The 24,739-nt window shown below is 59.9% G+C and carries 18 protein-coding genes; 4 read left to right on the plus strand and 14 right to left on the minus strand.

The features are described 5' to 3' along the window. Positions 1-321: 321 nt before the first annotated feature. From P3M64_RS05795 to P3M64_RS05825, 7 genes are all read right to left on the minus strand, one after another. Positions 322-1,434 (minus strand): TolB-like translocation protein, encoded by a 1,113-nt coding sequence (locus P3M64_RS05795; RefSeq protein ID WP_132938795.1) that lies wholly within the window; start codon positions 1,432-1,434, stop codon positions 322-324. Further along, positions 1,431-1,997, minus strand: a complete 567-nt coding sequence (locus P3M64_RS05800; RefSeq protein WP_165886280.1) for a GNAT family N-acetyltransferase — start codon at positions 1,995-1,997, stop codon at positions 1,431-1,433. The genes P3M64_RS05795 and P3M64_RS05800 overlap by 4 nt, the downstream gene beginning before the upstream one ends. Before the next feature lie 11 nt (positions 1,998-2,008). Next, complete coding sequence (locus P3M64_RS05805; protein ID WP_132938793.1) at positions 2,009-2,644, minus strand: toxin-activating lysine-acyltransferase; 636 nt, start codon at positions 2,642-2,644, stop codon at positions 2,009-2,011. A 249-nt stretch (positions 2,645-2,893) separates the two neighbouring features. After that, positions 2,894-4,345, minus strand: coding sequence for an HlyD family type I secretion periplasmic adaptor subunit (locus tag P3M64_RS05810; RefSeq protein ID WP_165886279.1), 1,452 nt, complete (start codon positions 4,343-4,345; stop codon positions 2,894-2,896). Then, positions 4,332-6,479 carry a type I secretion system permease/ATPase gene (locus tag P3M64_RS05815; protein WP_132938791.1) on the minus strand — a complete coding sequence of 716 codons (2,148 nt, stop codon included), beginning with the start codon at positions 6,477-6,479 and terminating at the stop codon, positions 4,332-4,334. Before P3M64_RS05815 ends, P3M64_RS05810 begins: the two co-directional genes overlap by 14 nt. A gap of 323 nt (positions 6,480-6,802) precedes the next feature. Then, positions 6,803-7,681, minus strand: a complete 879-nt coding sequence (locus tag P3M64_RS05820; RefSeq protein ID WP_132938790.1) for a hypothetical protein — start codon at positions 7,679-7,681, stop codon at positions 6,803-6,805. 108 nt (positions 7,682-7,789) lie between these two features. After that, on the minus strand, positions 7,790-9,574 hold the full coding sequence (locus P3M64_RS05825; protein ID WP_132938789.1) for a M3 family oligoendopeptidase: 1,785 nt from the start codon (positions 9,572-9,574) through the stop codon (positions 7,790-7,792). 82 nt (positions 9,575-9,656) lie between these two features. On the opposite strand from P3M64_RS05825, the gene P3M64_RS05830 reads away from it, so the two are divergent. Further along, positions 9,657-11,459 carry an AMP-dependent synthetase/ligase gene (locus P3M64_RS05830; RefSeq protein WP_132938788.1) on the plus strand — a complete coding sequence of 601 codons (1,803 nt, stop codon included), beginning with the start codon at positions 9,657-9,659 and terminating at the stop codon, positions 11,457-11,459. A gap of 19 nt (positions 11,460-11,478) precedes the next feature. Here P3M64_RS05830 and P3M64_RS05835 read toward each other — a convergent pair whose 3' ends face one another. The 4 genes from P3M64_RS05835 to P3M64_RS05850 form a co-directional block, all read right to left on the minus strand. Further along, positions 11,479-12,381: a DMT family transporter gene (locus P3M64_RS05835; protein WP_132938787.1), complete on the minus strand. Its 903-nt coding sequence runs from the start codon at positions 12,379-12,381 to the stop codon at positions 11,479-11,481. A gap of 30 nt (positions 12,382-12,411) precedes the next feature. Beyond that, positions 12,412-13,287, minus strand: coding sequence for an AEC family transporter (locus P3M64_RS05840; protein WP_243644748.1), 876 nt, complete (start codon positions 13,285-13,287; stop codon positions 12,412-12,414). Between the two features lie 66 nt (positions 13,288-13,353). Then, positions 13,354-14,769, minus strand: coding sequence for a pyruvate kinase (gene pyk, locus P3M64_RS05845; RefSeq protein WP_132938786.1), 1,416 nt, complete (start codon positions 14,767-14,769; stop codon positions 13,354-13,356). A 149-nt stretch (positions 14,770-14,918) separates the two neighbouring features. Continuing rightward, positions 14,919-16,193 (minus strand): glycerate kinase type-2 family protein, encoded by a 1,275-nt coding sequence (locus P3M64_RS05850; RefSeq protein ID WP_132938901.1) that lies wholly within the window; start codon positions 16,191-16,193, stop codon positions 14,919-14,921. 827 nt (positions 16,194-17,020) lie between these two features. Here P3M64_RS05850 and P3M64_RS05855 point away from each other — a divergent pair. Both P3M64_RS05855 and P3M64_RS05860 read left to right on the plus strand, forming a co-directional pair. Continuing rightward, positions 17,021-17,572 carry a hypothetical protein gene (locus P3M64_RS05855; protein WP_132938784.1) on the plus strand — a complete coding sequence of 184 codons (552 nt, stop codon included), beginning with the start codon at positions 17,021-17,023 and terminating at the stop codon, positions 17,570-17,572. A gap of 245 nt (positions 17,573-17,817) precedes the next feature. Then, positions 17,818-18,285 carry a peptidylprolyl isomerase gene (locus P3M64_RS05860; protein WP_243644762.1) on the plus strand — a complete coding sequence of 156 codons (468 nt, stop codon included), beginning with the start codon at positions 17,818-17,820 and terminating at the stop codon, positions 18,283-18,285. A gap of 75 nt (positions 18,286-18,360) precedes the next feature. Here P3M64_RS05860 and P3M64_RS05865 read toward each other — a convergent pair whose 3' ends face one another. Further along, on the minus strand, positions 18,361-19,581 hold the full coding sequence (locus tag P3M64_RS05865; protein ID WP_132938782.1) for an MFS transporter: 1,221 nt from the start codon (positions 19,579-19,581) through the stop codon (positions 18,361-18,363). 102 nt (positions 19,582-19,683) lie between these two features. Between P3M64_RS05865 and P3M64_RS05870 the strand changes: the two genes are divergently transcribed. After that, a complete protein-coding gene (locus tag P3M64_RS05870; protein WP_132938781.1) occupies positions 19,684-20,526 on the plus strand; it encodes an AraC family transcriptional regulator in 843 nt (280 codons plus the stop codon). On the opposite strand, the gene alaS is transcribed toward P3M64_RS05870, so the two are convergent. Continuing rightward, positions 20,523-23,192, minus strand: coding sequence for an alanine--tRNA ligase (alaS, locus tag P3M64_RS05875; protein WP_132938780.1), 2,670 nt, complete (start codon positions 23,190-23,192; stop codon positions 20,523-20,525). The genes P3M64_RS05870 and alaS overlap by 4 nt on opposite strands. A gap of 431 nt (positions 23,193-23,623) precedes the next feature. Further along, positions 23,624-24,703, minus strand: a complete 1,080-nt coding sequence (recA, locus tag P3M64_RS05880; protein ID WP_132938779.1) for a recombinase RecA — start codon at positions 24,701-24,703, stop codon at positions 23,624-23,626. Positions 24,704-24,739 lie beyond the last annotated feature (36 nt).

Consider the following 24,739-nt stretch of genomic DNA (forward strand, 5'->3'; position numbering starts at 1 on the left):
GGCGTCCACATCAGACACGCTCGGGTTTTTTAAATTTTTATCCAAAAGGATAGATGCATTATCGTAGCTAATGTCATGTTTTTTTGCGGCATTGTCAAATGTTGACAGAGCCACGACGCTCAAGTCCTTCGCAGTAAAATGATAGCCATCCGGAGTTACATGGCCAGCCCCCCATCCTTTGCCAATCCAATTTCCGGCACGAAGAAGTGAGTTAAGGCCATCGAAAACAGTATCAGTTTTTGCGGTCGGCACTGCATTTTCTCCCTATGATGATGAAGCCGTGCCCCCCAGAGCCGTGGTTACTTCACGTTTCTTCTGGCGTTAGCGTTTTTCAACCTTTAGGTGTTTTAAAATTTTTCCTCGTATGCCCGTCTTTGTGAGTTGGCCACTTGCCGTATCATAGATCACGATATCCCTTGCTCCGTTCCTGCCCTTGTCTTCCAGGAACACTACGGTTGAACCGTCGCCGGATATGAAAGGCGCGCTTATAAATGATTTTATGTGCGTAAGTTGAGTGACTTTTCCCATATGGGACATAAACAATTCATAGTTAAAGGCACCATCGGTCGTCTCTGGCTCGCCCTCGGAGAGATCGGTAAAAACAATATCTCCCTTCAATGAAGCAGTCAGGCCGCCCATCGTATGATGTTTGTTTTCAGGTAACAGATCGTACTCATTATCTTTTTTTGCAAAATACAAACTTATACCGACAGGTTCGCTTATTGTTTTTCCAAGCGCTGCTGCTTTGGTGGCAATGGGGCCATCCGGATAGAATGGGATAGCGGAAAAAATAATATGCGTTTTACTTAGAAAGTATGGACGGTCAATTGCATAAAACCGGTTCTTTCCTTCTTCCGTCGATGCGATTTTGATTTCGCTCCCCCCCGAAATAGGCACCATAGAGAAACCATAATCCGTAACTAGGTCTCCTCTATCGGTGGGCAATATTCGCCCCGTCACAAAAATGAGCCTTTTTCCATCCGGTGAAAACATGGGATTTCCACGATATTTTTTCCCCTTGGTCAAAAATGTGAAGTTCACAGTAGGTTGCGATAGATCAAGAAGAACGACTTGGTGGCCTTCCTCTCCTGATGGGCAGTTGTGCAAACAGTCTGTCACGGCGGCGATGTAGCGCCCATCCTGGGATATAACCGGGCTTATCCATGCAAAACCACCGGGCAATGCAATGGGCGCCAGTTTGTCTGCATCGACCTGGTAGACTCCTAGACTGGGATATTTCGTTCCAACCTGATAGGTGAAAACGATGACCCGTCCGTCTCTTGAAAGAACAGGAGCGTATAAGCTTAAGCCCTCGGATAGGTTAGGAAGTAAACTCATAGCATTGACTTCACTGTGCATCAAAATTCCGCTCAAAATTACAAAAAACATCCCCGCAAAGAAATTTACTGTGATGTTACGCAAAATAACGATCACCTTAGGCTCCCCATCTCCAACACATAATTTCCACCCGTAAACTCGAAACCCAGGCGGCGCATCAACTTATCGGTACGGGCCATACCCACGCCGGAGGTGACGTTGATGTTGATGCGCCTGACGCGGCGGTTTTGCGCCCAGCGCCGAAAACCGTGGAGCAGCTTGATCGCCGCCATGGAACCGCGATGGTCAGGGTGGACATAATAAACCATCGCCGACGCCCCCAATTCGGACGAAAACCAGTGCGAGCCGACCGTCGCCACGATCATGCCTAGTAGATCGCCGCGATATTCCGCCATCAAAAGGCACATGCGCTTGCGGCCCTCTTCGGTCATGGCGCCCAGGGCGGATTGCATCAATTTATCCGGCGCGTATTCAAGGTCCGCGAAGCGGCTTTCGCGATGCGCTACGCGGCCAAGTTCGATCATGCATTCGACATCGCGCATGTCGGCGGCAAGGCGGATGGCGACGTTTCGACCCCGGGTTTTCCCGCCGTCGTCTTCCCCGCCCTTGGGTCCTGGCGGGGGTTGTGTCGCGATGCGTGCCGCGGTTTGTGCGTCCATGCTCATACCCCTTATTCCGCCGCCCGATGTTGGCCGCTAACGGTGCGCGCCGTCAGGCTCTTGGTCGCGGGGTCGATGGCCAGGACCTTGACGTCGCGCCCCATAAACACACTATCGACAACGCCCTGGATGGCCTGTTCGTGGCCGCCGAAGGGAGCGATGACATCGACGATCCACGGCGTTTCGCCCGCGCCCCATTCGTTGGGGGCGAGCTTGCGCGTGCCGCCGAGGAAGCGCCGTTCGGTCTCTTCGTTCAGGTAGGCCCACAGCACCACGGCCACCGACTTTTCGTCCTGGCGGATAAGGCGGAACTGCTTGCGCAGAACGGCGGGCAGAATCAGCCATTCGTAATCGGTCAGGAACAGGTGGCGGTGTTGCGTGGAGTTGAGCATCAGCCAGGTTATCTGCCCCAGGACCTCGGCCATTGCCGGGGGGATGTTGGGGATGGCCGGAGCTTGGCCCGAGGAGGGCGGCCCGGCGGTGGCGGCGGAAGGCGCGGCGGTTTCGGCCGTTTCCACGCCGTCGGTCAGCCCCGTGCCCGCATCCCGCACGGGGGCCGGTTCGGCCTGCCGGGCGAGGTCCTGCGCCGAAGATCGGGGGGATGTTGGGGATGGAGTGGATTTTTCGTCGGCGTTGGTTTTCATCATGATCGATCGCTCCCCGCCCCGTCAACGCGCGCCGCGCCAATGCGCGCTGCGGCGATGGGGTGTGTTCCGATGCCCATCCCCTTTGTGCGGGGGTGGTCCATCAAGAGCGAATTGCCGAACGGTGTAGCCCCCGTCCTTGCGACTGTTCGTAGCGATAATGACTCCATTTTTTGCATTCCTCTGTCAACCTTAAATCAACCTAACCGCATAATAATCTTTTTTGTATTAGTCTATGATTGCCGATATTCCTCAGCGTTCATGGAAACTTTCCTTGGCGTAGCGCAACAGGGGGGCGAGAACGAATGCGATGACGCGCCGCCGTCCGGTGGTGACCTCCACCGTCGCCGCCATGCCGGGGGTCAGTTGCACCTCGCGCCCATCCACCGTCATCGACGTGCGATCCAACGTGATGCGGGCAGGATAGGCGAGCCCCAGACGTTTGTCGGCGACGGCATCGCTGGATATGGTCCTGACCCTGCCGTTGATCGCGCCATAGCGGGTGAACAGGAAGGTTTCCAGCTTCACCACCGCCTTTTGCCCCTTTTCGACGAAGCCGATATCCCTGTTGGGGATCATGACATCGGCCTCCAACCGGTGCGTATCGGGTACGATCACCATCAAGACTTCCGCAGGCGTCACCACGCCGCCGATGGTATTGGTTTTTAACTGCTGTACGACGCCGTCCACCGGCGAAATCAGGGCCTGTCGAGTACGGCGGCGTTCGAGCTTCACCAGTTCTTGTTTGAAATTGTCGATCCGCCTGTCGGCCAGGGTAAACTGACTTAACGCATTGTTTTGGTAGTTCGAGACGGCTTCCTTGCGCTGTTCGCGCGCGGCGGCGATGGTGGCCTGCGTTTCGGTAACCTTTCTGCGTTCACCCGAGATTCCTTTTTTGAAATCGATCATCTGGCGTTGCAGCGGAACAAGGCTTAGCGGGGCGGCGACGCCCTTGTCCACAAGGGTTTTTTTAGCGACGTACTCGCGCCGCACCAGGGGCGCGGTCTGTCGCATGCGCTCAAGATTGTCGCGCACCGACGCAAGGCGCGCCCTCGCGGCCTTGATTTGGTCGTCGATAGCGAGCAGGTGGTCCTGAAAGGCATCGCTTTGACTGCGCAGCAGGTGGGTGTAGGTTTTTCGTTTCGCCGCATCCAGGTCGTGGGGCGGGTCAAAGACGGCCACCGGGTTTGCCGGGTTGTCGAGCGCGGCGCGCCAGCGCGCGCGTTCGATCTCGGCGACCAGCATTTCATGCTCGACCTGCTCGCGCGCGGCCTCGATCTCGGTGGCGTCCAGTTCGATCAACAGATCGCCTTCGTGGACTTTTTGTCCCTCCTTGACCAAAATGGCGCTGACCGTGCCGGCCTCCAGGGGTTGGATGAGTTTGACGCGCCCCGCCGGGATAAGCTTGCCCGAGGCGGTGGCGTTAATATTCACCTTGGCGAAGACGGCCCAGGCGACGGTAATGGCGAAAAAAGCCATGATGGCCCACAACACCGCACGGCCAAGGGGCGATGGCGGCGTTTCCATGATTTCCAACGCGGCGGGCAAAAATTCGGCATCGGCACGGCTGCGCCGTGGTGCGGTATCCGCCTTGTCGCGCGCCCAGGCGGTGCGCCAAGCGTCGAGGTGGTGCGCGGCGCTTTCCTTAAAGCGCGCCCATTTAAGCTTCGCGTCCGCGATGAGGGGAAGTTCAGCCTTGACCATAAGCCCTCCCCTGATGACGGTACAGCGCCGCGTAGCGCCCGCCGAGTTGGACGAGCTGGTCGTGGGTGCCGTCCTCGACCGGGCGGCCGTTTTCCATGGTGATGATCCGGTCGGCATCTCTCAACATGGCGATGCGATGGGTGATGATGATGACCGTACGACCCTCGGTAATATTTCGAAGGTTGTCGAGCACCATGGTTTCGGACTCGAAATCGAGCGCGCTGGTCGCCTCGTCCAAGATCAAAATGCGCGGGTCGGTGGCGAGAGCGCGCGCAATGGCGATACGCTGGCGTTGCCCACCGGACAACCGGCCGCCACGCTCGCCGACCAGAGTATCGTAGCCATCGGGCAATTCGGCGACGAACTCGTGCGCACCGGCCAGCGTGGCGGCGCGGATCACGGCTTCGATGGGCATGGCGGAATCGGCCAGGGCGATGTTGTCGCGTACCGAGCGATTGAACAAGGTGCTGTCTTGCAGGACCACGCCCACCTGACGACGCAGCCAGGCGGTATCCACCGCGGCAAGATCGACGCCGTCGATGCTGACGCGGCCGCTTTCGGGAACGTAAAAGTGTTGCAGCAGCTTGGTCAGCGTGCTTTTGCCCGAACCGGACGGGCCGATAATCCCCACTACCTGTCCCGCCGGAATTTTTAAGTCAATTTTGTCGAGGACCCGAGGGCGATCGGGCAGATAACGAAAGCTCACCGCATCGAACCCAATATCGCCTTTGATACGGGGCAAACTGGCGCGGGTCGGGTTATGCGCGGGTTCCGGCTGGGTGTTGAGGATGTCGCCGATTTTAGCGAGCGAGATACGAAATTGCTGGAACTGTTGCCACAACTGAACCAAACGCAAAATCGGGCCGTGGACGCGCCCGGACAGCATGTTGAAGGCGACCAGTTGTCCCACGGTCAATTCGCCGCCGATCACCAGTTTTGCGCCGAACCATAACGTCAGAGCGACGGCGATTTTTTGCACCAGTTGCGCACCTTGGTTCGAGGCATTCGATAGTGTCGTCACGCGGAACGCCGATTTGACATAGGCCGCGAGTTGTTCCTCCCAACGCTCCTGGATCCGAGGCTCCATCGCCATCGCCTTGAGGGTTTCGATCCCGCCGACGCTTTCCACCAAAAAGGCTTGGTTTTCGGCGCCTCTTTGGTATTTCTCCTGTAATCGGTGTTGCAACAGCGGCGTAATGAAGAAGGAAATTGCGCCGTAAGCCGGCACCGCCGCCAGAACGATAAAGGTGAGCTGCGGGCTGTAGTAATACATCAGCCCCAGAAACACGAACACGAACAACGCGTCGATCAAGGTGGTGAGCGGGGGCCCGGTCAAAAATCCGCGCACGCTTTCCATCTGGCGCATTTGCGCCTCGATATGCCCGATCTGGCGAGCCTCGAAAAAAGGTATCGGCAGATGCAATAAATGACGAAAAAGTTTCGCGCCCAATTCGACGTCGATGCGGTTCGTGGTGTGGGAAAACATGTACGTGCGCAGGCCGCCGATGGCGATATCGAACAGCGAGACCACCACTAAGGCAAAAACCAGGACATCCAACGTGGACAGCCCGTGGTGGACCAGAACCTTGTCGATAACCACCAGAAAGAACAACGGTGTGATCAGGGCGAACAACTGGACGAAAAATGTCGCCACAAACACGTCGCGGAGTATGTGACGGTACTTGATGATGGAGGGGAAAAACCATGTGATGTCGAATTTACGCCCACTCTCACCCGCGCGGGCTTGGCGCTGCATGCAGATCAAATCGCCATCCCAGGCGTCTTCGAGGATGCGTCGCTTCCACGTCAAGGGCCGCGCCTCAAGTGGATCGTGGACCAGGACTTCATCGTCGGCCGCCTTGCCGATGATGAAATAATGGCCGTCTTTATGGCGCGCGATGGCGGGCAGTTGAAGGCGCGAAAGGCGCCCCCAATCGGCCTGGATCGCCCTCGCCTTTAGCCCCAAGTCCCGGGCGGTACGCAGGATGCAGGCATCATCGAAATGTTCTCCGGATTTACCGAACTGATGCTTTAATTGCTCCGGTTCCACGGCCAGGCCATGGAACCGGAGCAACATCGACAGGCATCCGAAACCGGTGTCAACAACTTCGGCGTCATTCGCGATATACGGCATAAAGCATGCACCCATTCTACTTATGGGCACAGGATAGTCACACAATAAAGGTGGGATCAAGTTCCTATTTACTTAAAGTTTATGTAAAATTTTATAGAGTTATGATTCTCCGAAAGGACTCAATTCATTGCCCCCACTTCGGCGAGCCTAAAAAAATTGAACCCCACTTCATCGACTTCAATACACCGCCCCACCCGACGCGGCGCATCACACGTTACGACATCCGCGCGTGAACTTGTCGGTCAAAAGTGGTGTGGTGAAATAAAAATAGTTTGAATTCAATATGATACGTAAACACGCCCCTCTTCCTGAGGCGCGCCCTTTTATCGCCGCGCCTCTTCGCGCGCGCCGAGGCTTTTCTGATAGGCGCGGAACTCGTCGCGAATGCGGTCGATGCTGTCCACCGTACCGTTGCCGAACATGAAGTCTAGCTTCAGACTCTGTTGATCGTTCCAAATAATCTGGAAGATATCGGAAAACAGGGCGTTGAACATCAAACAGAAATGATCCTCGTCGAAAATGAACCCCGACTGACGTTCGGTGACGTTGTTGACGATGGAAATGAAGTTCTTGCGCGCCCAGGTAAAATCGGAAAATCGCAGCAAAATACGGATCAAGATATTATAGGCGAAACGCCGGTCGCGTTCGGTCTCGCCGATTTTTTTCCAGATTTCCTGATCGTCGTCGGTGGCGTGGTTGCTGAGGACAAGCTGAGCTTCCTGGTTCAACTCGTCGTAGAGCATGTCGCCCAGCAATTTTTGCAAATAATCGTCGAATCCGGCGACGATGTTGCGCGGGAAAATCGCCGCCTTAGGCGCCGCGAACAGGTGCGAAAAGCGACCCGCGATCAGGCGCAGCAGGAACTTATGGCGGTTTCCGGTTTCCTTGGGTTTTTGCCCCGCCTTCGCCTCGTACGCGGCGCGCACGTCGGCCATGACGTCGAAGCCGTGCTGTTCGAACCCGTTGCGCAAGATGACGTCGATTTCGCGCACCAGGGCGGTAATGTTGCGATCGAAGTTTTCGGTCTTGATCTGCTTGGTCAGCATATTGTTGGACATCATGAAATCGACGAAGGTGCGCACCAACGTCTTCGTCGTCGCGCTGGAACGTTTCGCGACGTCCGCATTGACCATCGGCATCGGCGGCTCGGAGGGGGGCTCGGAGAGCGGCTCGGAACTATCGCGCTGCGAGGGTTTTTTCATTGCCGGCTCATCCGCCCCTTGAGGATTTACGAGAATTTGCGCCCGCACGGCGCCCCACGTCCCGTGAGCGTCTTCAGCATCTTCCGTGCATGCCCGCGCCGCGCCATACTAACCGATAGTTTCCAGTTCGTCGATAAAGCCGGATACGATGTCCAGTCCCCGCTTCCAGAACGCCGGGTCCGATGCGTCAAGCCCGAACGGAGCGAGCAATTCCCTGTGACGTTTCGTGCCCCCGGCCTTCAACATTTCCAGGTATTTCTGTTGAAATCCGTCGTGTCCCTTGGCGAACGCGTCGTAGAGCGCGTTCACCAAGCAATCGCCGAAGGCATAGGCGTAAACGTAAAACGGAGTATGGATAAAATGGGGAATATATGTCCAGTAATGGCGGTAATCGTCATCGAAACGCAGCGCCGGACCCAAGCTTTCGCGCTGGATGTCGATCCAAATATCGCCCAAACGCTCGACCGCGACCTCACCGCCGCGCCGCTCGTCGTGAACCCGACGCTCGAACTCGTGAAAAGCGATCTGACGGACCACGGTGTTGAGCATGTCCTCGACCTTGCCCGCCAACAAGAAGCGCCGCCGGGCGGGGTCCTCCGCCCCCTTGAGCAGGGATTGGAAGGTCAGCATCTCGCCGAAGACCGACGCCGTTTCGGCGGTCGTCAGCGGTGTGTCGGCCATCAAAAGACCTTGCTCCGCCGCCAGCACCTGATGGACGCCGTGGCCCAGCTCGTGGGCGAGGGTCATCACGTCGCGCGCCTTGCCGTGAAAATTCATGAGGATATAAGGATGCACCGAGGGCACGGTGGGATGTGAAAACGCCCCCGAATCCTTGCCGGCGTGCGGGGCGGCGTCGATCCAGTTATGGGTGAAGAAGCGTTCGGCGATTTCGGCCATCTGTGGATCAAACCCGGCGTAAGCGTCCAGCACCGTGGTTTTCGCCTCGTCCCAGGAATATTTTCGAGCGTCATCATCGGGCAAGGGCGCGTTGCGGTCCCAGTAATCCAGACGCTCGACGCCAAACCAGCGCGCCTTCAGCGCGTAGTAGCGATGGGATAAATCGGGAAAAGCCGTCTTCACGCTGCCGACCAGAGCATCGACGACGACGTCCTCGACCTGGTTGTGCAAATTGCGTTCGCTGACCGGACGGGGATAGCCGCGCCATTCGTCCTCGATGGCCTTGTCCTTCGCCAAGGTGTTGGTGATCAGAGAGAACAATCGCGCATTCTCGCCCAGCCGCCCGCCCAACGCCTTCGCCGCCTTTTCGCGCTTCGCGCCGTCATGATCGGACAACGCGTTGAGCGCCTCCGACAAGGTCGCCTCGGCGCCGTCCAGGGCGAAGCGCATGTCGGCGAAGGTCTCCTCGAACAGACGCACCCAAGCGGCGCGTCCGGTCACCGCTTTTTCATGGAGCAGCTTTTCGAGGTCGTCGGAAAGCTGATGTTCGCGAAAGGCGCGCACGTCGCGCAACCACGAACGATAGCGGGCGCACTGCGTATCGCTCAACTTGGCGTCCAACTCCCCGTCGCTCAGACGATTGATTTCAAGAGTGAAGAACAGCGTCTGTGTAAAAATATCGCTGATCCGTTCCTGTACCGTTTGGTAAAAGCGACCGATCTCGCCGTCCCCGACATTGACCGCGAACAGAAGCTGCCCGTAACACAACACTTTGTGGAGGCTTTCGCTCAGGACTTCATATTCGCCGATCGCTCGACCGAAATCGGCGCCGTCCAGGGATGCGAGTTTCCCTTTATAGCGCTCGGCGAAGGCCGCGGCCGCCGCGCCGGCGTCCTCAAGATCGCGCCCCAACTGCGGCGCGTCGGGATCGGCGTACAGGTCGTTCAGGTCCCATCGCGGCAAGGGATGCGGCGAAGCGGCAACATTTTCGTTCATGATCTTCCTCCAAGGGTCTGCACGCGATATAAGGGGATAGCGCCCGCCTGACAACCGTCAACACTAGATTTTAAGGATGAGCATGGATCGCCGAGACTGGCCCAATCTTTTGACGATGTTTTTCGAGCAGGCCGAGAAAAACCGCGACCGGCCTTTCCTTTGGGCGAGAACGCAAACGAACAGTCGATTCCATCCTCTGACTTGGCGCGAAGTCGCCGAACGCATCGGCGCGCTGGCGCGGGCGCTCAGGCTGCACGGCGTTCAACCCGGCGATCGCATCGTCCTGGTTTCGGAAAATCGTCCCGAATGGCTGATCGCCGATCTCGCCATCATGGCGGCGGGCGCGATCACGGTGCCCGCGTACACCACCAACACCGTAGATGATCATCGCCACATCATCGACAACAGCCAAGCGGCGGGGATCATCGTATCCACGCGAAAGTTGAGCGCGCGCGCCCTGGCGGCGGCTCACAGATCGAGCTCGGTCCGTTTCGCCATCACCATCGGCCCGCTGGAGCGCCAACAGAGCCTGGATATCGAGATCACCGCTTGGGACGACGCCATCGCCCAAGGGCGGCAAGATTCCTTCGATGTCGCCAAGGCCGCTCGGGGGCTGAGCCGAAACGACACCGCCTGCATCATCTACACCTCCGGCACCGGCGGCACGCCAAAGGGGGTAATGCATCACCACGGCGCGATCTTGCACAACCTTTACGGCGCGCAAAAGGTGCTCGCCCAATTGGGGTTGGATTCGGAAGTTTTTCTATCCTTCCTTCCGCTGTCCCATTCATACGAACACACCGCCGGGCAATTTTTCCCGATTTTCCTGGGCGCGCAAATCTATTACGCCCAAAGCGCCGCTCAACTGGCGACGGACATGAAGGACGCCCATCCGACCATTATCATGGCGGTGCCCAGATTGTACGAAACCATGCACGCCAAGATCATGCACAATATCAACGCCGACAGGACCGCGACCAAATCTCGGTTGTTCCTAAAAACCCTAGCCCTGGGTCAAAAACGTTTCATCGACCCGTCATCCTTGACCTTTTTCGAAAGGGTGCAGGACTGGGTGCTTGAACGCCTCGTGCGCAATAAAGTCCGCAAAGGTTTCGGCGGCCGCCTGAAGGCGTTCGTTTCCGGCGGCGCGCCGCTCAATCCCGACATTGGCCTTTTCTTTACCGCCATCGGCATTCGCATCTTACAAGGCTATGGCCAAACCGAAACGGGACCCGTGGTCAGCGTTAATACGCCGAAAGACTGCAAACTCAATACGGTCGGCCCCCTGTTGCCCAACACCGAAGTGAAGATCGCCGCCGACGGCGAAATCCTGGTCAAGGGCGAACTGGTTATGCACGGCTACTGGCATGACGAAAAAACCTCCGCCAAGGTCCTCAAGGACGGTTGGCTACACACCGGCGACGTCGGTCACCTGGACGCTGACGGGCATTTGGTGATCACCGATCGTAAGCGGGACATCATCGTTAATTCGGGCGGCGACAATATCGCGCCGCAACGCATCGAGGGCCTGTTAACCCTAGAGCCGGAAATCGCCCAGGCGATGGTCTACGGTGATAAACGTCCCCATCTGGTGGCCCTGATCGTCCCCGACCTGGACTGGCTGAAGGAATGGGTGGCGACGCACGGAAAGCCCGAAGATCTTTGCGCCCTAGCCCACGACGCACAATTACGCGCCGCGATCGCCGCCACCATCGAGCGTGTCAATACGGCGCTGTCGAAGGTCGAAAGAATCCACCGCTTCCTCATCGCCCCCTGCCCGTTCACCATCGACAACGGCCAGATGACGCCGACCTTGAAAATCCGCCGCTACGCGGTCAAGGATATGTATGCACAGGAACTTGACGCCCTTTACAAAAAACGCTGATGGATATCCTATCCCGACCTTAGGGGACCTTCCCGGGGGAGGCGCTCACCGCATTGGCGCGGGCGCTGGACACCGCGATCCCGACCAAAATCAAACCGAGGGCGAAAAGTTGACGCAGGTGCAGCGTCTCGCCAAGCAACACCGCCCCCCACATCACGCCCATCGCCGGGATTAGGTAATTGGACAACGCCAGGTAAGACGCGCCGCGCCGATCGATCACTTGAAACAATAGGATCGACGCCAGCGCGGTGGGAAAAATCCCCAGATAGACGACCGCCGCCAGCGCCGGAGTATCGGGAGCAAGGGTCCAGGGATGATCGAAATACAGCGCCAACGGCACGATTTGCACGCTGGAGGCGATCATCACCCCGGCGCTGCGATCGACCGGCGATATCTTCGCCAAGCGCTTGGCGATCAGCGAGGCGATGGCGTAACACAGCGCGCCGCCCGCCACCGCCAGTTGACTCGACAGCGTTCCTTTCATCCCGGTCAAGGCATCGGGACCGATCAGGACCAGCACCCCGGCAAATCCCAGCATCACGCCGAACACCTTCTTTACCGTCATCGGCTCATCGTCGATGAAGAAATGACTGAGCAACAGGGTGAACAGAGGCACATTGGCCATCAAGATCGCCGCCAGGGCGCTGTCGATGCCCTGTTCGCCCCAACTGATCAGGGAAAACGGGATCGTGTTGCCGAACAGCGCGAACAGGAAAAAGCCGCCCCAAAGCCCCACCGCGCTAGGCAGGCGTCCGCCCCGCACGCGCATGTAGGCGTAAAGGACCGCCGCCGCGATCATCACCCGCGCCGCGACCAGGCTCGACGGCGGCAGGTCGCTAACGCCGATTTTAATCGCCGCGAACGATGAACTCCAGATCGCGGCAAGCACGATGATCGACAGAATATCCCGATATCTCGACAAGGGGGCAGGCCTCCACGGCGGTCGCGCCGGTTAAATCAGATACCACAGCAGCACCGGCAAGGTGGCGAAAGAAAGCAGCGTGGACAACACCACGCCGCCCGCCACCGCCGCGGGCTGATTATTATAGCGTTGGGCGAACAGATAATTAAACACGGCGACCGGCATCGACGATTGCAAGATCACCACGCCGCGCGCCACCCCATGCAAGCCCATGATTTCCGCCGCCGCCAATCCCAACCCGAAGCCCATGCCCAGGCGCAGCGCCGCGAGAAAGGCGCTCCGCTTCAAATCGCCCACCTCCATGCGCGCCAGGGACACCCCCAGGGTGATCAACATGAGAGGGATCGTCATGCCGCCTAAGATATTCGCCGTGTCCGCCAGCCACGCCGGCGGCCTGATCCCCGAGATCAAGAAAACGAGCGCCAGGGCGACGGCGTACAGGGTGGGGATGCGCATCAACGCGCGGGGCGAAGCGCTGCCCGACGAAATAACGATGCCGAAGGTGAACTGAAAAACGACGCAAATCGCGAAATAGGCGACCGCGAACGCCAGCCCGGCGTCGCCGAAGGCGAGCAGCGCCAGCGGCAGACCCATGTTGCCGGTGTTGGGAAAGGTCATCGCCGGCAGGAAGGCCCGATAGCTGAGCCCGGCCAGACGCAACACGATCATGGCGACGACGGCGAACGACGCCAACGCCAGCGCCGAGGCCAGCGCGACATGGCCCAGCGTCGCCAGATCGCCGTGGATATTAACCAACGAACGAAAAACCAGCGCCGGCGTGCCGATGGTCACCACCAGATTGGTGATCATCGCGGTGTCGTAGATCTTGCCGCTGCGCGCCCAACGATAGCCCAGCAGGGCGCAAAGCATCACCGGGGCGACGATATTGAACAGTAAAAGGTACAAACGGCCTCCCGGAGGGGCGCCGGCACGGCGCCGTCATGGTGTTGAAGAACCCTGTTCGGAAGGGAATCAGTCCACCTTGGCGACGCGCAAAATATTGGTGCCGCCCGGCGTACCGAAGGGAATTCCCGCGACGACGACGATGGCGTCACCGGAGATGGCGATCTCCTCGCGGCGGGAAATTCGGATCGACTTTCCGACCATTTCGCTGAAACTTTGGGCGTCCTTGGTCCGTACCGCGTGGACCCCCCAGGCGAGGCACAACTTGCGCGCGACGGGCGCGAACGGGGTCAGCCCCAAAATCGGCACCGCCGGGCGTTCGCGCGCCACCCTAAGGGTGGTCGATCCCGTTGACGAGAAGGTCACGATGGCGACCGCCGAGACGGTCTCGGCGCACTGACGCGCGGCGGCGGAAATGGCGTCGGCGACGGTATGTTCCGGGGCTTGGCGTTCGGAATCCACCATGCGCCGATACAACGGGTCCAATTCGACCCGGCAGATGATCCGGTCCATGATCGACACCGATTCGACGGGGTACTTACCCACCGCCGTTTCCGCCGACAACATCACCGCGTCGGCGCAATCGTAAATGGCTGTCGCCACGTCCGAGGCCTCGGCCCGGGTCGGCGTCGGCGCGTTGACCATGGAATCGAGCATTTGCGTCGCCACCACCACGGGCTTGCCGCGGCGTCGGCACGAGGCGATGATACGTTTTTGGATGATCGGCACATCCTCGGGCGGCAGTTCCACCCCAAGATCGCCGCGCGCCACCATGACGGCGTCCGACAGTTCGACGATTTCATCCAGAAAATCGATCGCCGACGGTTTTTCCAATTTCGCCATGACGCCGGCGCGCCCTTTGACCAGAGCCTGGATTTCCTCGACGTCCGAGGGGCGCTGAACAAACGACAGCGCCACCCAATCGACCCCCAATTCAAGGCCGTATTCCAGATCCTTCAGGTCCTTGGGCGTCAGCGGCGACAGATCGAGCATGGCGCTGGGAACGTTGACACCTTTGTGGTTGGACAGCGGGCCGCCGGTGACGACTTCGGTTTCGGCATAATCGTCGCCGCAACGCACCACCCGTAGGCGGATTTTGCCGTCGTCGAGCAACAAATCCATTTCCGGCTTCAAGGCGGCGAAAATTTCGGGATGGGGAAGCGACGCACAGACGTCGTTGCCGAGAACCTCGGACAATTCCAGGCGAAACGGCTGTCCGGCGACAAGCTCCGCGCCGCCGCCCTCGAACTCGCCGACACGCAATTTGGGACCTTGCAGGTCCATCAAAATGCAAATCGGGCGGCCGTGGACCTTTTCCAGGCGACGAATAACGTCATGGCGGGCCTTATGCTCCGCATGCGCGCCGTGGGAAAAGTTAAGGCGGAAGACATCGGCGCCGGCGACGAACAGTTCGGAAATTTCTTTCTCGCTTGAACGTCCGGGACCGAGTGTCGCGATAATCTTGGCGTTGCGTTTTCTTCTCATGGTGACGACGATATTCCTGTCGAGGGGTTAAATCCAGAAAAAATAGAGCCTTTTCGCATTCTTAACGTGTCTGTCACAGTTTTGAAAAAGGCACGGCAGCGGCAAAAAAACACGCTGACGATAGCGTGTGTTCACCGATAATGGAACAACTAGGGGGCGATCAAAACGGCGCGAAAGTCGTTCACGTTGGTCCGTGTCGGCCCGCTGATCACCAAATCGCCCAAGGCCGCGAAGAAACCGTAGGCGTCGTTGTCGTCGAGCATCGCCCGCGGGTCCAGCCCCAGGGCCCGCGCCCGGCCCAGAGTGTCGGGGCGGACGATCGCCCCGGCGTTGTCCTCGGTGCCGTCAATGCCGTCGGTGTCGCAGGCCATCGCCGATACGCCGTCCAGGCCATCCAAGGCGATCGCAAGGGATAACAAATATTCGACATTGCGCCCACCGCGCCCGCCACCCGTGACCCGCACCGTGGTTTCCCCACCCGACAGCAAAATTCGTCCGCGCCCGCCCGCCGCGACCTGGGCGCATGCCAATGCCGCGTGATCCTGGCCTAGGGTGCGCGCCTCACCTTCCAGGGCGTCGCCCAGGATCGCGACCCGATAACCGTCGGCACGGGCGAAATCCGCCGCCGCCTTCAACGCCCGTAGAGGTGTCGCGACAAGGATCGTTTGCCCCCCTTCCAGACGCGGGTCGTCCGGCGCGGGGGTTTCGTCCTCGGCGGCGTCCAGGTGGCGGGCGACCGCCTCGGGCGGCGTGATGCCGTATTGGCCCAACAGGCGGCGCGCCTCGGCGAAGGTGGTCGGATCGCCCACCGTGGGACCCGACGCGATCACCGCCGGATCGTCCCCGGGAACGTCGGAGATCGCCAGGGTGACGACCCGCGCCGGATGCGCCGCTGCGGCCAAGCGTCCGCCCTTGATCGCGGACAGATGCTTGCGCACGCAATTCATCTCGTCGATCGACGCGCCGCTGGTCAACAGGTCGGCGTTCACCGCGCGTTTATCCTCAAGGCTCACCCCCGGGGCGGGCAGCGTCAGCAAGGCCGAACCACCTCCCGAAATCAAACAGATCACCAGATCGTCGGCGCCGAGCCCCGACACCATCGCCAACATCCGCCGCGCCGCCGCTTCGCCGGCGGCATCGGGCACCGGGTGGGCGGCCTCGACGACTTCGATCCGTCGGCACGGCGCACCATGACCATAGCGCGTCACCACGAGACCTTCGACATCGGGCAGCCCCAAGGCATCGCGGCGCGGCCAATGACGTTCCAACGCCAAGGCCATGCTCGCGGCGGCCTTTCCCGCGCCGACGACCAACGTGCGTCCGTGCGGCGGGACGGGCAAGTGCGGCGGCAAAACGCGCCCGGGGTCGGCCGCCGCCAAACAGGCCGCGAACATCCCCTTAAGGACGGCATCGGGCGATTGCATCGCGTTTCCCTGACAAAAAAATCCGAAGGCGACAAAATAGCCGCTCATCGTAATCCAACCCCAAGCGATGGCAAGGGACGAAATGGCGTTTTCCCGCTCCGTCGCCATTCTCCCGTCGCCATTTTCCCCGTCACTGTGGGCGTCACTATGGGCGTCACCATGGGCATCGTGTTCACAACGGCGCAAACATGGTACGCTGCCTTTCGTCTCTCAAGCATAGCCACCGCGACCGGAAGTCAGTCCGCCATGATGAAAAAAACCGTTTCCAACGCCTTACTCTCGTTATTCATGGATAAGTCGGCACGGGAAAAATTAAACCGCGTAAAACCTCGGCGCGCACGTCTTCGACGCCTTCGCTATCGACGCCGCCCCCTCGCGTTCCCACCGCCCCGCCGCGCCCACCCGCAACCGACGACGCCCATGCCCACCTAGACGAAAAACTGGAAAACGCAAAACGCACCCTGACGTCCGACCGCCGCGCCTTGATTCGCTCGGCCTTGAAAATTCAACGCGATCAGGCAAAAATGCTCAATGAAATCGACGCCGAAGACCGCGACCGCCTGCGCGCCATAGCGCTCAGTCGCCTCGCCCCCCACCGCAAGGGCGACTGAACGGCGAAGACGATACGACGCAGGGGCGACGCAGGGGCGACGCAGGGCCCTAGATTGGATAGCCTATAGAAAATAAAGATTTTTTCCCCCTCCGACTTCGCTCTATGATCGTCCTCGGCGAGTCCGTTCAGATCATGTTTGCAATTGTGGACCATAATTCCGATATATCTAGAAATTCAGCGTTAACATCCCGATGAAGAAAGGTGCGAAAAGCGTATGTCCCCGTCCAATACGCCCCAAGATCAAAACAAGGAATCCGCGCTTTTAAAAGCCGAACTGTCCGGTCTCTTTCAATATATTCAGCGGGTCCGCAAGGAAATCGCCCACATCTCACGCCCGGCCGACGAGGATCACCATTTCGAGACCATGTCCGAACAGCTGGATGCGGTCATCCGAGCCACGGATGAGGCGTCGGATACGATTATGAGCTGTGCGGAGAAGAACGAAGAGTTGGCGAACGCATGCAAGCAATTGGTGAGCGACCCAACCGCGCTGAAGGTCCTCGCGCAGATTTCCGAAAATCACATGAAGATCATTGAGGCCTGCTCGTTCCAAGATCTAACCAGCCAGCGCGTGACCAAGGTCGCCCGGTCGATTACCTATGTCGAAGACCGGGTCGGCGCCCTGGCCGAATTATGGGGCAAGAACGAAATCGATAAAGTTAAAGTCGTCGGCGTCGAAAAGACCGAGGACGAAAAACTTCTCCACGGCCCGCAGGACCCCGAACGGGCGATCAGCCAGGCCGAGATCGACGCCCTATTCGATTAAGAGACGTCCCGGACATCACCCCCACGACCTAATTCTGCGCACCCGCGCTTGGTCGAGGCGGACCGGCGTGATAGGCTCTTTTCCCGTTTCCTTCCTCCGCTATAAAAGAGAACATCATGATCCGCACAGTGATCCGTAAATTTACCGTGTTGTTGCCCATCGTGGGATTATTCGTCGCCGCCGTCGGGGTTTGCGTCCCGGCGTCCGCCGCCACCCTCAAGCTCGACCCCGAAAACACCCTGTACATGGACCTCAAGGACGGCCGGGTCGTCATTCAGATGCGCCCCGACCTCGCCCCGCACCATGTGGCGCGCATCAAAGAACTGGTTCGCCAAGGGTTTTACGACGGGCTGACCTTCCATCGGGTGATCGCGGGCTTCATGGCTCAGACCGGCGACCCTAGGGGAGACGGCACCGGGGGATCGGGGCAAAAGCTGAAGGCCGAATTTTCCGACGCGCCGCATGTTCGCGGCACGGTGTCGATGGCCCGCGCCCGTTCGATCGACAGCGCCGATAGCCAATTTTTCATCGTCTATTCGCGGGCCGCTAATTTGGACGGCCAGTACACGGTATGGGGACAAGTGGTTCAGGGCATGCGCTTCGTCGATATGATCAAACGCGGCAACCCGGCGGCGAACGGCATGGTCGTCAACCCCGACAAAATCATCCGCATGCAGGTCATGGCCGACGTCAAACCCGCCGCCAAGCCATAAAGCGCCCTCATGATTTTCGACGCCGTGTCGCCGTCACGCGCCGCGCCCGTTGTTGGCGCGGCCGTTGTCATTGCGTCATTGCGCGGCCTGGGGCGCGCTGCGGCCCAGCACCGAGATATTTTCCGCCGACGGATGACTGGGCACCAGTCGCGCCAAGCCCAGGGACAACACCGCGATTACCGCCCCGGCGTAAAACACATATGACGGCGACAGCGTCCACAACACCCCGAAGCTGATCGGAATCACCACCGCGGCGATATGATTGATAGTAAAGCTGACACCCGAGGTCGAAGCCACGTCCGCCGGATCGGCGATCTTCTGAAAATAGGTTTTGCTGGCGATCATCATCGAAAAAAACAGGTTATCGACAACATACAGCCCCCCCGCGACCCAGACGTTGTCAACGACCGCATAGGACAAAAATACCACGATCAAGCCGATGTATTCGCTGCTGAGCACTTGGCGTTCGCCAAAACGCCCGATCATGCGCCCGACAAACGGGGCGAACCACATGCTGATCGCATTGTTAATCAGCATCAGCAAGGCGATATGGGCGGCGTCCAGGCCGAATTTCTGGACCATTAAAAACCCGGCGAAAACGATAAAAATCTGCCGCCGCGCCCCCGACATAAAGGTCAGTAAATAATACAGCCAATAGGCCTTGCGCAGGACAAGGTGCTTGTTTTGAATGGTTTGTCCCTCGAAGCGAGGAAAGGCGATCCAGCAGGCGATGACCGTCAGGATCGTCAGCGACCCACCGATCACATACAGCCACTTCATGTCGATGGCGAACACTTCGAGGCCTAGCCACAGCACGGCGAACACCCCGAGCGAAGCCATCGCGCCCATCGAAATCATTCGCCCCATGGCGACCGGCGCGCGCCCCTTGCTGAGCCACTGCAAGGACAGCGATTGGCGCATGGTCTCGAAATAATGAAAGCCCGTAGACATGATGACCGTGGTCACGTAAAGGCCGATTACCGAGGGGAAAAAACCGGTCAGCGCAGTCCCCAACCCCAGCAACATCATAGCCAAATAGGCAAACGGCTGTTCGCGCAGAAACAGCAACACGAACACCGCGCTGAACGCCAGAAAACCGGGAATTTCGCGCAGACTCTGTAGGGTGCCGATCTCGATCCCGCCAAATGACGCCCGGTGAACGGCGAAGTTGTTCAGCAGCGCCATCCATGTCGCGAAACTAAGCGGCATCGCGACCGACAACACCAACAACAACATTTCCGGGGTGCGCCAAGTCCGTGCGACGGACGGCGGTGGGGTTTGGTTTTGCAACGACATCGATACGTTTTCCTGCGCTTGCGCCGCGACGGAACACCCACCGCGGCATTTTGCTGTCCTTCCACTTTTAACAAAGATTGAAAGCGGCTAATATTCAAAATTATGACAAAAAATATCGAAAAAGAGCCATCTACGCGCATCAACGCCATTCCGGGCGTTCAACTGGACGCCGACGACATCCCCCGCCCCGTCGTGGTGCGCGTGACCACCCTGGAGCGCGGACAAAGCGTGCCCACCCACGCCCACGCCCGCGCCCAACTGGTATACGCCGCCGAAGGCGTGGTCACGGTCGCCACGCCAAGCGGGATTTGGGTCGCCCCGCCATCGCGCGCGGTGTGGGTCGCCCCCGACGTCGAACATAGCGTTCGGGCGTCGAGCCGGGCGGTCATGAACAATCTGTTCCTCGTTCCCGCCCTTGCCCGTCAATTGGCGTTGCCCTCCTGTTGCGTGGTCGCCGTTCCGGATCTGCTGCGCACCCTGCTCGCCCACGGTGCGCAAATGCCGACTTTGTACGAAGAGACCGGCCCGGACGGACGCATCGTCGGCGTTATCGTCGATCAAATTCGGATATTGAAAACCCAACCCCTACATCTTCCCGCGCCCAGCGACCCCCGGCTCAAGATAATCGCCGACGCCCTAATCGCAAACCCCGCGGACAAACGGACGTTGGCGCAATGGGCGCGCGTATCGGGGGCCAGCACGCGCACCCTGGCGCGCCTTTTTCCCCGCCAGACCGGCATGAATTTCGCCCAATGGCGCCAACAGGCCCGCCTGCTCGAAGCATTGAGACGGCTCGCGCACAAGCAACCGGTGACGACGATCGCCCTCGATCTCGGCTACGACAGCCCGAGCGCCTTCATCGCCATCTTTAAGAAGGCGATGGGCGCGACGCCCGGAAAATATTTCGATGGCGCCCCCGCCTCCGCACGAAAGCGACACACTTAAGGCGCGGACGAAACCACCGCGCCGAGGGCGTTTTCGATCGCCGCCATCGCCCGGTCGAGTTTGTCCCCGTCGGGGCCGCCGGCCTGCGCCATGTCGGGCCGACCGCCGCCGCCTTTGCCGCCGACCGCCGCCGCCCCGGCGCGCACCAGATCGACGGCGCTGACCTTGTCCTTGATATCCGCGCTGACCGCCACCACCAGAGACGCCTTGCCTTCGACGTTCGAGCCCAGCGCGGCGACGCCCGAGCCTATCTGGCTCAAAATTTCGTCGGCCATGCCCTTGAGGTCCTTGGCGGGCACGCCTTCCATGATGCGCGGCGCGAAGGCGATATCACCGACCGTCTTGGCCGGGGCGCGCCCGCCGCCGGACGCCATCCGGCGGCGGGTTTCGAGCAGTTCGCGTTCCAACTTCTTACGCTCGTCCATCAAGGCGCGTATCCGCGCGGGAACCTCGGCGGGCTGGCTTTTCAGCAAAGCCGCCGCCTGACCGAGCGCCTTTTCGTGGTCGTCCAAATAGGCCAGCGCGCCCTCGCCGGTCAACGCCTCGATGCGACGCACCCCGGCGGCCACGGCGCTTTCGGAGACCATCTTGAAGACGCCGATATCGCCGGTCCGCCCGACGTGGGTGCCGCCGCACAGCTCGACGGAAAAGTCATCATCGCCGGGCGCACCTTCGGGATTTTTCGAGCCCATCGAGACCACCCGCACTTCGTCGCCGTATTTTTCGCCGAACAACGCCATCGCGCCCGCCTCGACCGCCGCGTCGGGAGCCATCAGGCGGGTCGTCACCGCCGTGTTGGCGCGAATCTGGGCGTTCACCGCGGCCTCGACCTCGGCCAGGACATCGGGCGTGATCGCCATCGGGTGGCTCACATCGAAACGCAGGCGCTCGGCGGCGACCAACGACCCCTTTTGGGTGACATGTTCGCCCAGGGCGCCGCGCAAGGCGGCGTGCAGCAAATGAGTCGCCGAATGGTTGGCGCGCAGGGCGCCGCGGTACGCATGATCGACCCGCAAGGTGACCTCATCGCCGACATTGACCACGCCTTTGCCGACCCGCACGACGTGAACGTGCACATCGCCCAAGACCTTTTTGGTGTCAAGAACCTCCAACACGGCGCCGGCGGCGGTCTCGATCACGCCGCGATCGCCCATCTGGCCGCCCGATTCACCGTAGAACGGCGTCTGGTTGACGAGCACCTGGAGCTCTTCGCCCGCCGCGCCCGCCGTCACCCGTTCACCGCCGCGAACCAGGGCGGTGACCCGGCCCTGGGCCTCTTCCTTAAGGTAGCCGAGAAACTCGCTGGCCCCGACGTCTTCGCGCAAATCGAACCAGATGCGGTCGGTCGCCGCCGCGCCGGACCCCGCCCAGGCCTTGCGCGCCTCGGCGCGTTGGCGCGCCATGGCGGCGTTGAACCCGGCCTCATCGACCGCCAGGCCGCGCGAACGCAGCGCGTCCTGGGTCAAGTCGAGGGGAAAGCCATAGGTGTCGTACAACTTGAACGCCGTTTCGCCGTCCAGAACCCCCTTATCGCCGAGAGCGGCGGTTTCTTCATCGAGCAGGCGCAGACCACGATCCAAGGTTTTCTTGAAGCGCGTTTCTTCCAATTTCAGAGTTTCGCTGATCAGCGCCTTGGCGCGCACCAGTTCGGGATAGGCTCGGCCCATTTCACCGATCAGGGTCGGCACCAAACGCCAGATCAGCGGCTCGCTGGCGCCGATCAAGTGGGCATGGCGCATGGCGCGGCGCATGATCCGGCGCAGCACGTAGCCGCGCCCCTCGTTCGAGGGCAGCACCCCGTCGGCGATCAAAAAGGCGGTGGCGCGCAGGTGATCGGCGATGACCCGGTGGGAAACCTTGTGCGGGCCGTCCGGCGCGGTGCCCGAAGCCTCGGCCGAGGCGCGAATCAGACCGCGCATCAAATCGATTTCGTAGTTGTCGTGGGTGCCCTGCATCACCGCGGCGATGCGCTCCAACCCCATTCCGGTGTCGATCGACGGACGGGGCAAATCGACCCGCTCGTCGGGAGTCTTCTGCTCGTACTGCATGAAGACCAGGTTCCATATTTCGATGAAGCGGTCGCCGTCCTCGTCGGGGCTTCCCGGGGGGCCGCCGGGGATGTGATCGCCATGATCGTAGAAAATCTCCGAACAGGGGCCGCACGGGCCGGTATCGCCCATCGCCCAGAAGTTATCCGAGGTCGCGATGCGGATGATGCGGTCCTCGGGCAGGCCCGCGATTTTCTTCCACAGATCGAAGGCCTGATCGTCATCGGCGTAAACGGTGACCAGCAGTTTGTCCTTGGGCAGGGCGAATTCCTTGGTGATCAAGGTCCACGCCAATTCGATCGCGGTGTCCTTGAAATAATCGCCGAACGAAAAATTTCCCAGCATTTCGAAAAAGGTATGGTGCCGCGCGGTATACCCGACATTTTCCAAATCGTTGTGCTTGCCCCCCGCACGCACGCATTTTTGCGATGTCGCGGCGCGCGTGTAGGGGCGGGTCTCGGCGCCCGTGAAGACGTTCTTGAACTGCACCATCCCGGCGTTGGTGAACATCAACGTCGGGTCGTTGTGCGGCACCAGAGGACCGGACGCGACCTTGGCATGTCCATTGGCGGCGAAATAATCGAGGAAGGTGTCGCGAATATCGTTAACTGTCTTCATGGGGGTGACCGGTCACTTCTAAACGTCTGGATTACGGGCGCACGTCGACGCGCGCGCATAAATACGCACACGGGGTGTGAACCCACGCTTTTACAGCGAACCCCGTACCCTGTCCAGATGCAGCGCCCCACCATCGCAAGGACGGCGCACAAGGACGGCGCACAAGGATCGCGCCCTTTCGCGGTTCGGATGTCCTTCGCGGCCTCGGCGCCCCGACAGACCCACGGACCAGGGGATGGGGATGGAGGATGGGGATGGGGAATGAGGGATGGGGGCTGGAGGCTGGGGATGAGGGATAGGAGATGGGCGACGAGACAAAAAGCCCCCCGACGCGCCGGAGGGGCTTTGCGCCGGAGGGACTTTATAATGTCATTCGTGTACCGTCGTCCGCGGGCGCGATCGGTAAAGTCCGCGAGCGGGTGACGGGACGGTTATGCCTCGGGCGGGGTGTCGCCATCGCCGTCGGGGGAGCCGATCATCATTTCGTCGGCGATCAAGCCGGCGTTGGCGCGGATTTTAGTCTCGATCTCTTGGGCCATCTCGGGATGCTCGCGCAGATAGGTCTTGGCGTTTTCCCGACCCTGACCGATTCTCTCGGAGGAATAAGAAAACCACGAGCCGGATTTCTCGACCAATCCCGCCTTGACGCCAAAGTCGAGCAATTCGCCCATCTTGGAGACGCCTTCACCGTACATGATATCGAACTCGACAACCTTGAACGGCGGCGCCAGCTTGTTCTTGACCACCTTGACCCGGGTTTGGTTGCCGACGATTTCATCGCGATCCTTAAGCGCGCCGATACGGCGGATTTCCAGACGCACCGAGGAATAGAACTTGAGGGCGTTGCCCCCCGTGGTGGTTTCCGGGTTGCCGAACATGACGCCGATCTTCATGCGTATCTGATTGATGAAGATAATCATCGTGTTCGACCGCGACACCGACCCGGTCAGCTTGCGCAAGGCCTGGCTCATCAGGCGCGCCTGCAGACCGACGTGATGGTCGCCCATCTCCCCTTCCAATTCGGCGCGGGGCACCAGCGCGGCGACGCTATCGACGACCAGGATGTCGATCGCCCCCGAACGCACCAGGGTATCGGCGATTTCCAGCGCCTGCTCGCCACCGTCGGGTTGGGAAATCAGCAAATCGTTGATATCTACCCCCAATTTGACGGCGTAAGACGGATCGAGTGCGTGTTCGGCGTCGATAAAGGCGCAGGTGCCGCCTTTTTTCTGTGCTTCGGCCACCGCGTGCAGAGCGAGCGTGGTCTTGCCCGAGCTTTCCGGGCCGTAAATTTCGATAATGCGCCCACGCGGCAATCCACCGATGCCCAGGGCGATATCCAGTCCCAAGGATCCGGTCGAGATGGCGTCCGCCTCGACCGTTTCACGCTGTCCCAATCGCATGACCGACCCCTTGCCAAAGGCCCGTTCAATTTGCCCAACGGCGGCTTCCAGAGCCTTATTCTTATCCATGGTGTCCTTTTCAACGAGTCGTAGCGCGCTTTGTGACATGATCCGGCCTCACTTATTCCATAAGGGTATGATGGA

Origin of the sequence: Varunaivibrio sulfuroxidans, assembly GCF_029318635.1 — a bacterium.
Taxonomy (GTDB): domain Bacteria; phylum Pseudomonadota; class Alphaproteobacteria; order Rhodospirillales; family Magnetovibrionaceae; genus Varunaivibrio; species Varunaivibrio sulfuroxidans.

What these genes read in the sequence shown, in the direction of transcription:
- P3M64_RS05800 (WP_165886280.1), bottom strand. Translation starts at nt 1,997, where the DNA reads ATGGACGCACAAACCGCGGCACGCATCGCGACACAACCCCCGCCAGGA.
- P3M64_RS05805 (WP_132938793.1), bottom strand. Translation starts at nt 2,644, where the DNA reads ATGATGAAAACCAACGCCGACGAAAAATCCACTCCATCCCCAACATCC.
- P3M64_RS05810 (WP_165886279.1), bottom strand. Translation starts at nt 4,345, where the DNA reads ATGGTCAAGGCTGAACTTCCCCTCATCGCGGACGCGAAGCTTAAATGG.
- P3M64_RS05815 (WP_132938791.1), bottom strand. Translation starts at nt 6,479, where the DNA reads ATGCCGTATATCGCGAATGACGCCGAAGTTGTTGACACCGGTTTCGGA.
- P3M64_RS05820 (WP_132938790.1), bottom strand. Translation starts at nt 7,681, where the DNA reads ATGAAAAAACCCTCGCAGCGCGATAGTTCCGAGCCGCTCTCCGAGCCC.
- P3M64_RS05825 (WP_132938789.1), bottom strand. Translation starts at nt 9,574, where the DNA reads ATGAACGAAAATGTTGCCGCTTCGCCGCATCCCTTGCCGCGATGGGAC.
- P3M64_RS05830 (WP_132938788.1), top strand. Translation starts at nt 9,657, where the DNA reads ATGGATCGCCGAGACTGGCCCAATCTTTTGACGATGTTTTTCGAGCAG.
- pyk (WP_132938786.1), bottom strand. Translation starts at nt 14,769, where the DNA reads ATGAGAAGAAAACGCAACGCCAAGATTATCGCGACACTCGGTCCCGGA.
- P3M64_RS05850 (WP_132938901.1), bottom strand. Translation starts at nt 16,193, where the DNA reads ATGCAATCGCCCGATGCCGTCCTTAAGGGGATGTTCGCGGCCTGTTTG.
- P3M64_RS05855 (WP_132938784.1), top strand. Translation starts at nt 17,021, where the DNA reads ATGTCCCCGTCCAATACGCCCCAAGATCAAAACAAGGAATCCGCGCTT.
- P3M64_RS05860 (WP_243644762.1), top strand. Translation starts at nt 17,818, where the DNA reads ATGGACCTCAAGGACGGCCGGGTCGTCATTCAGATGCGCCCCGACCTC.
- P3M64_RS05865 (WP_132938782.1), bottom strand. Translation starts at nt 19,581, where the DNA reads ATGTCGTTGCAAAACCAAACCCCACCGCCGTCCGTCGCACGGACTTGG.
- P3M64_RS05870 (WP_132938781.1), top strand. Translation starts at nt 19,684, where the DNA reads ATGACAAAAAATATCGAAAAAGAGCCATCTACGCGCATCAACGCCATT.
- alaS (WP_132938780.1), bottom strand. Translation starts at nt 23,192, where the DNA reads ATGAAGACAGTTAACGATATTCGCGACACCTTCCTCGATTATTTCGCC.
- recA (WP_132938779.1), bottom strand. Translation starts at nt 24,703, where the DNA reads ATGTCACAAAGCGCGCTACGACTCGTTGAAAAGGACACCATGGATAAG.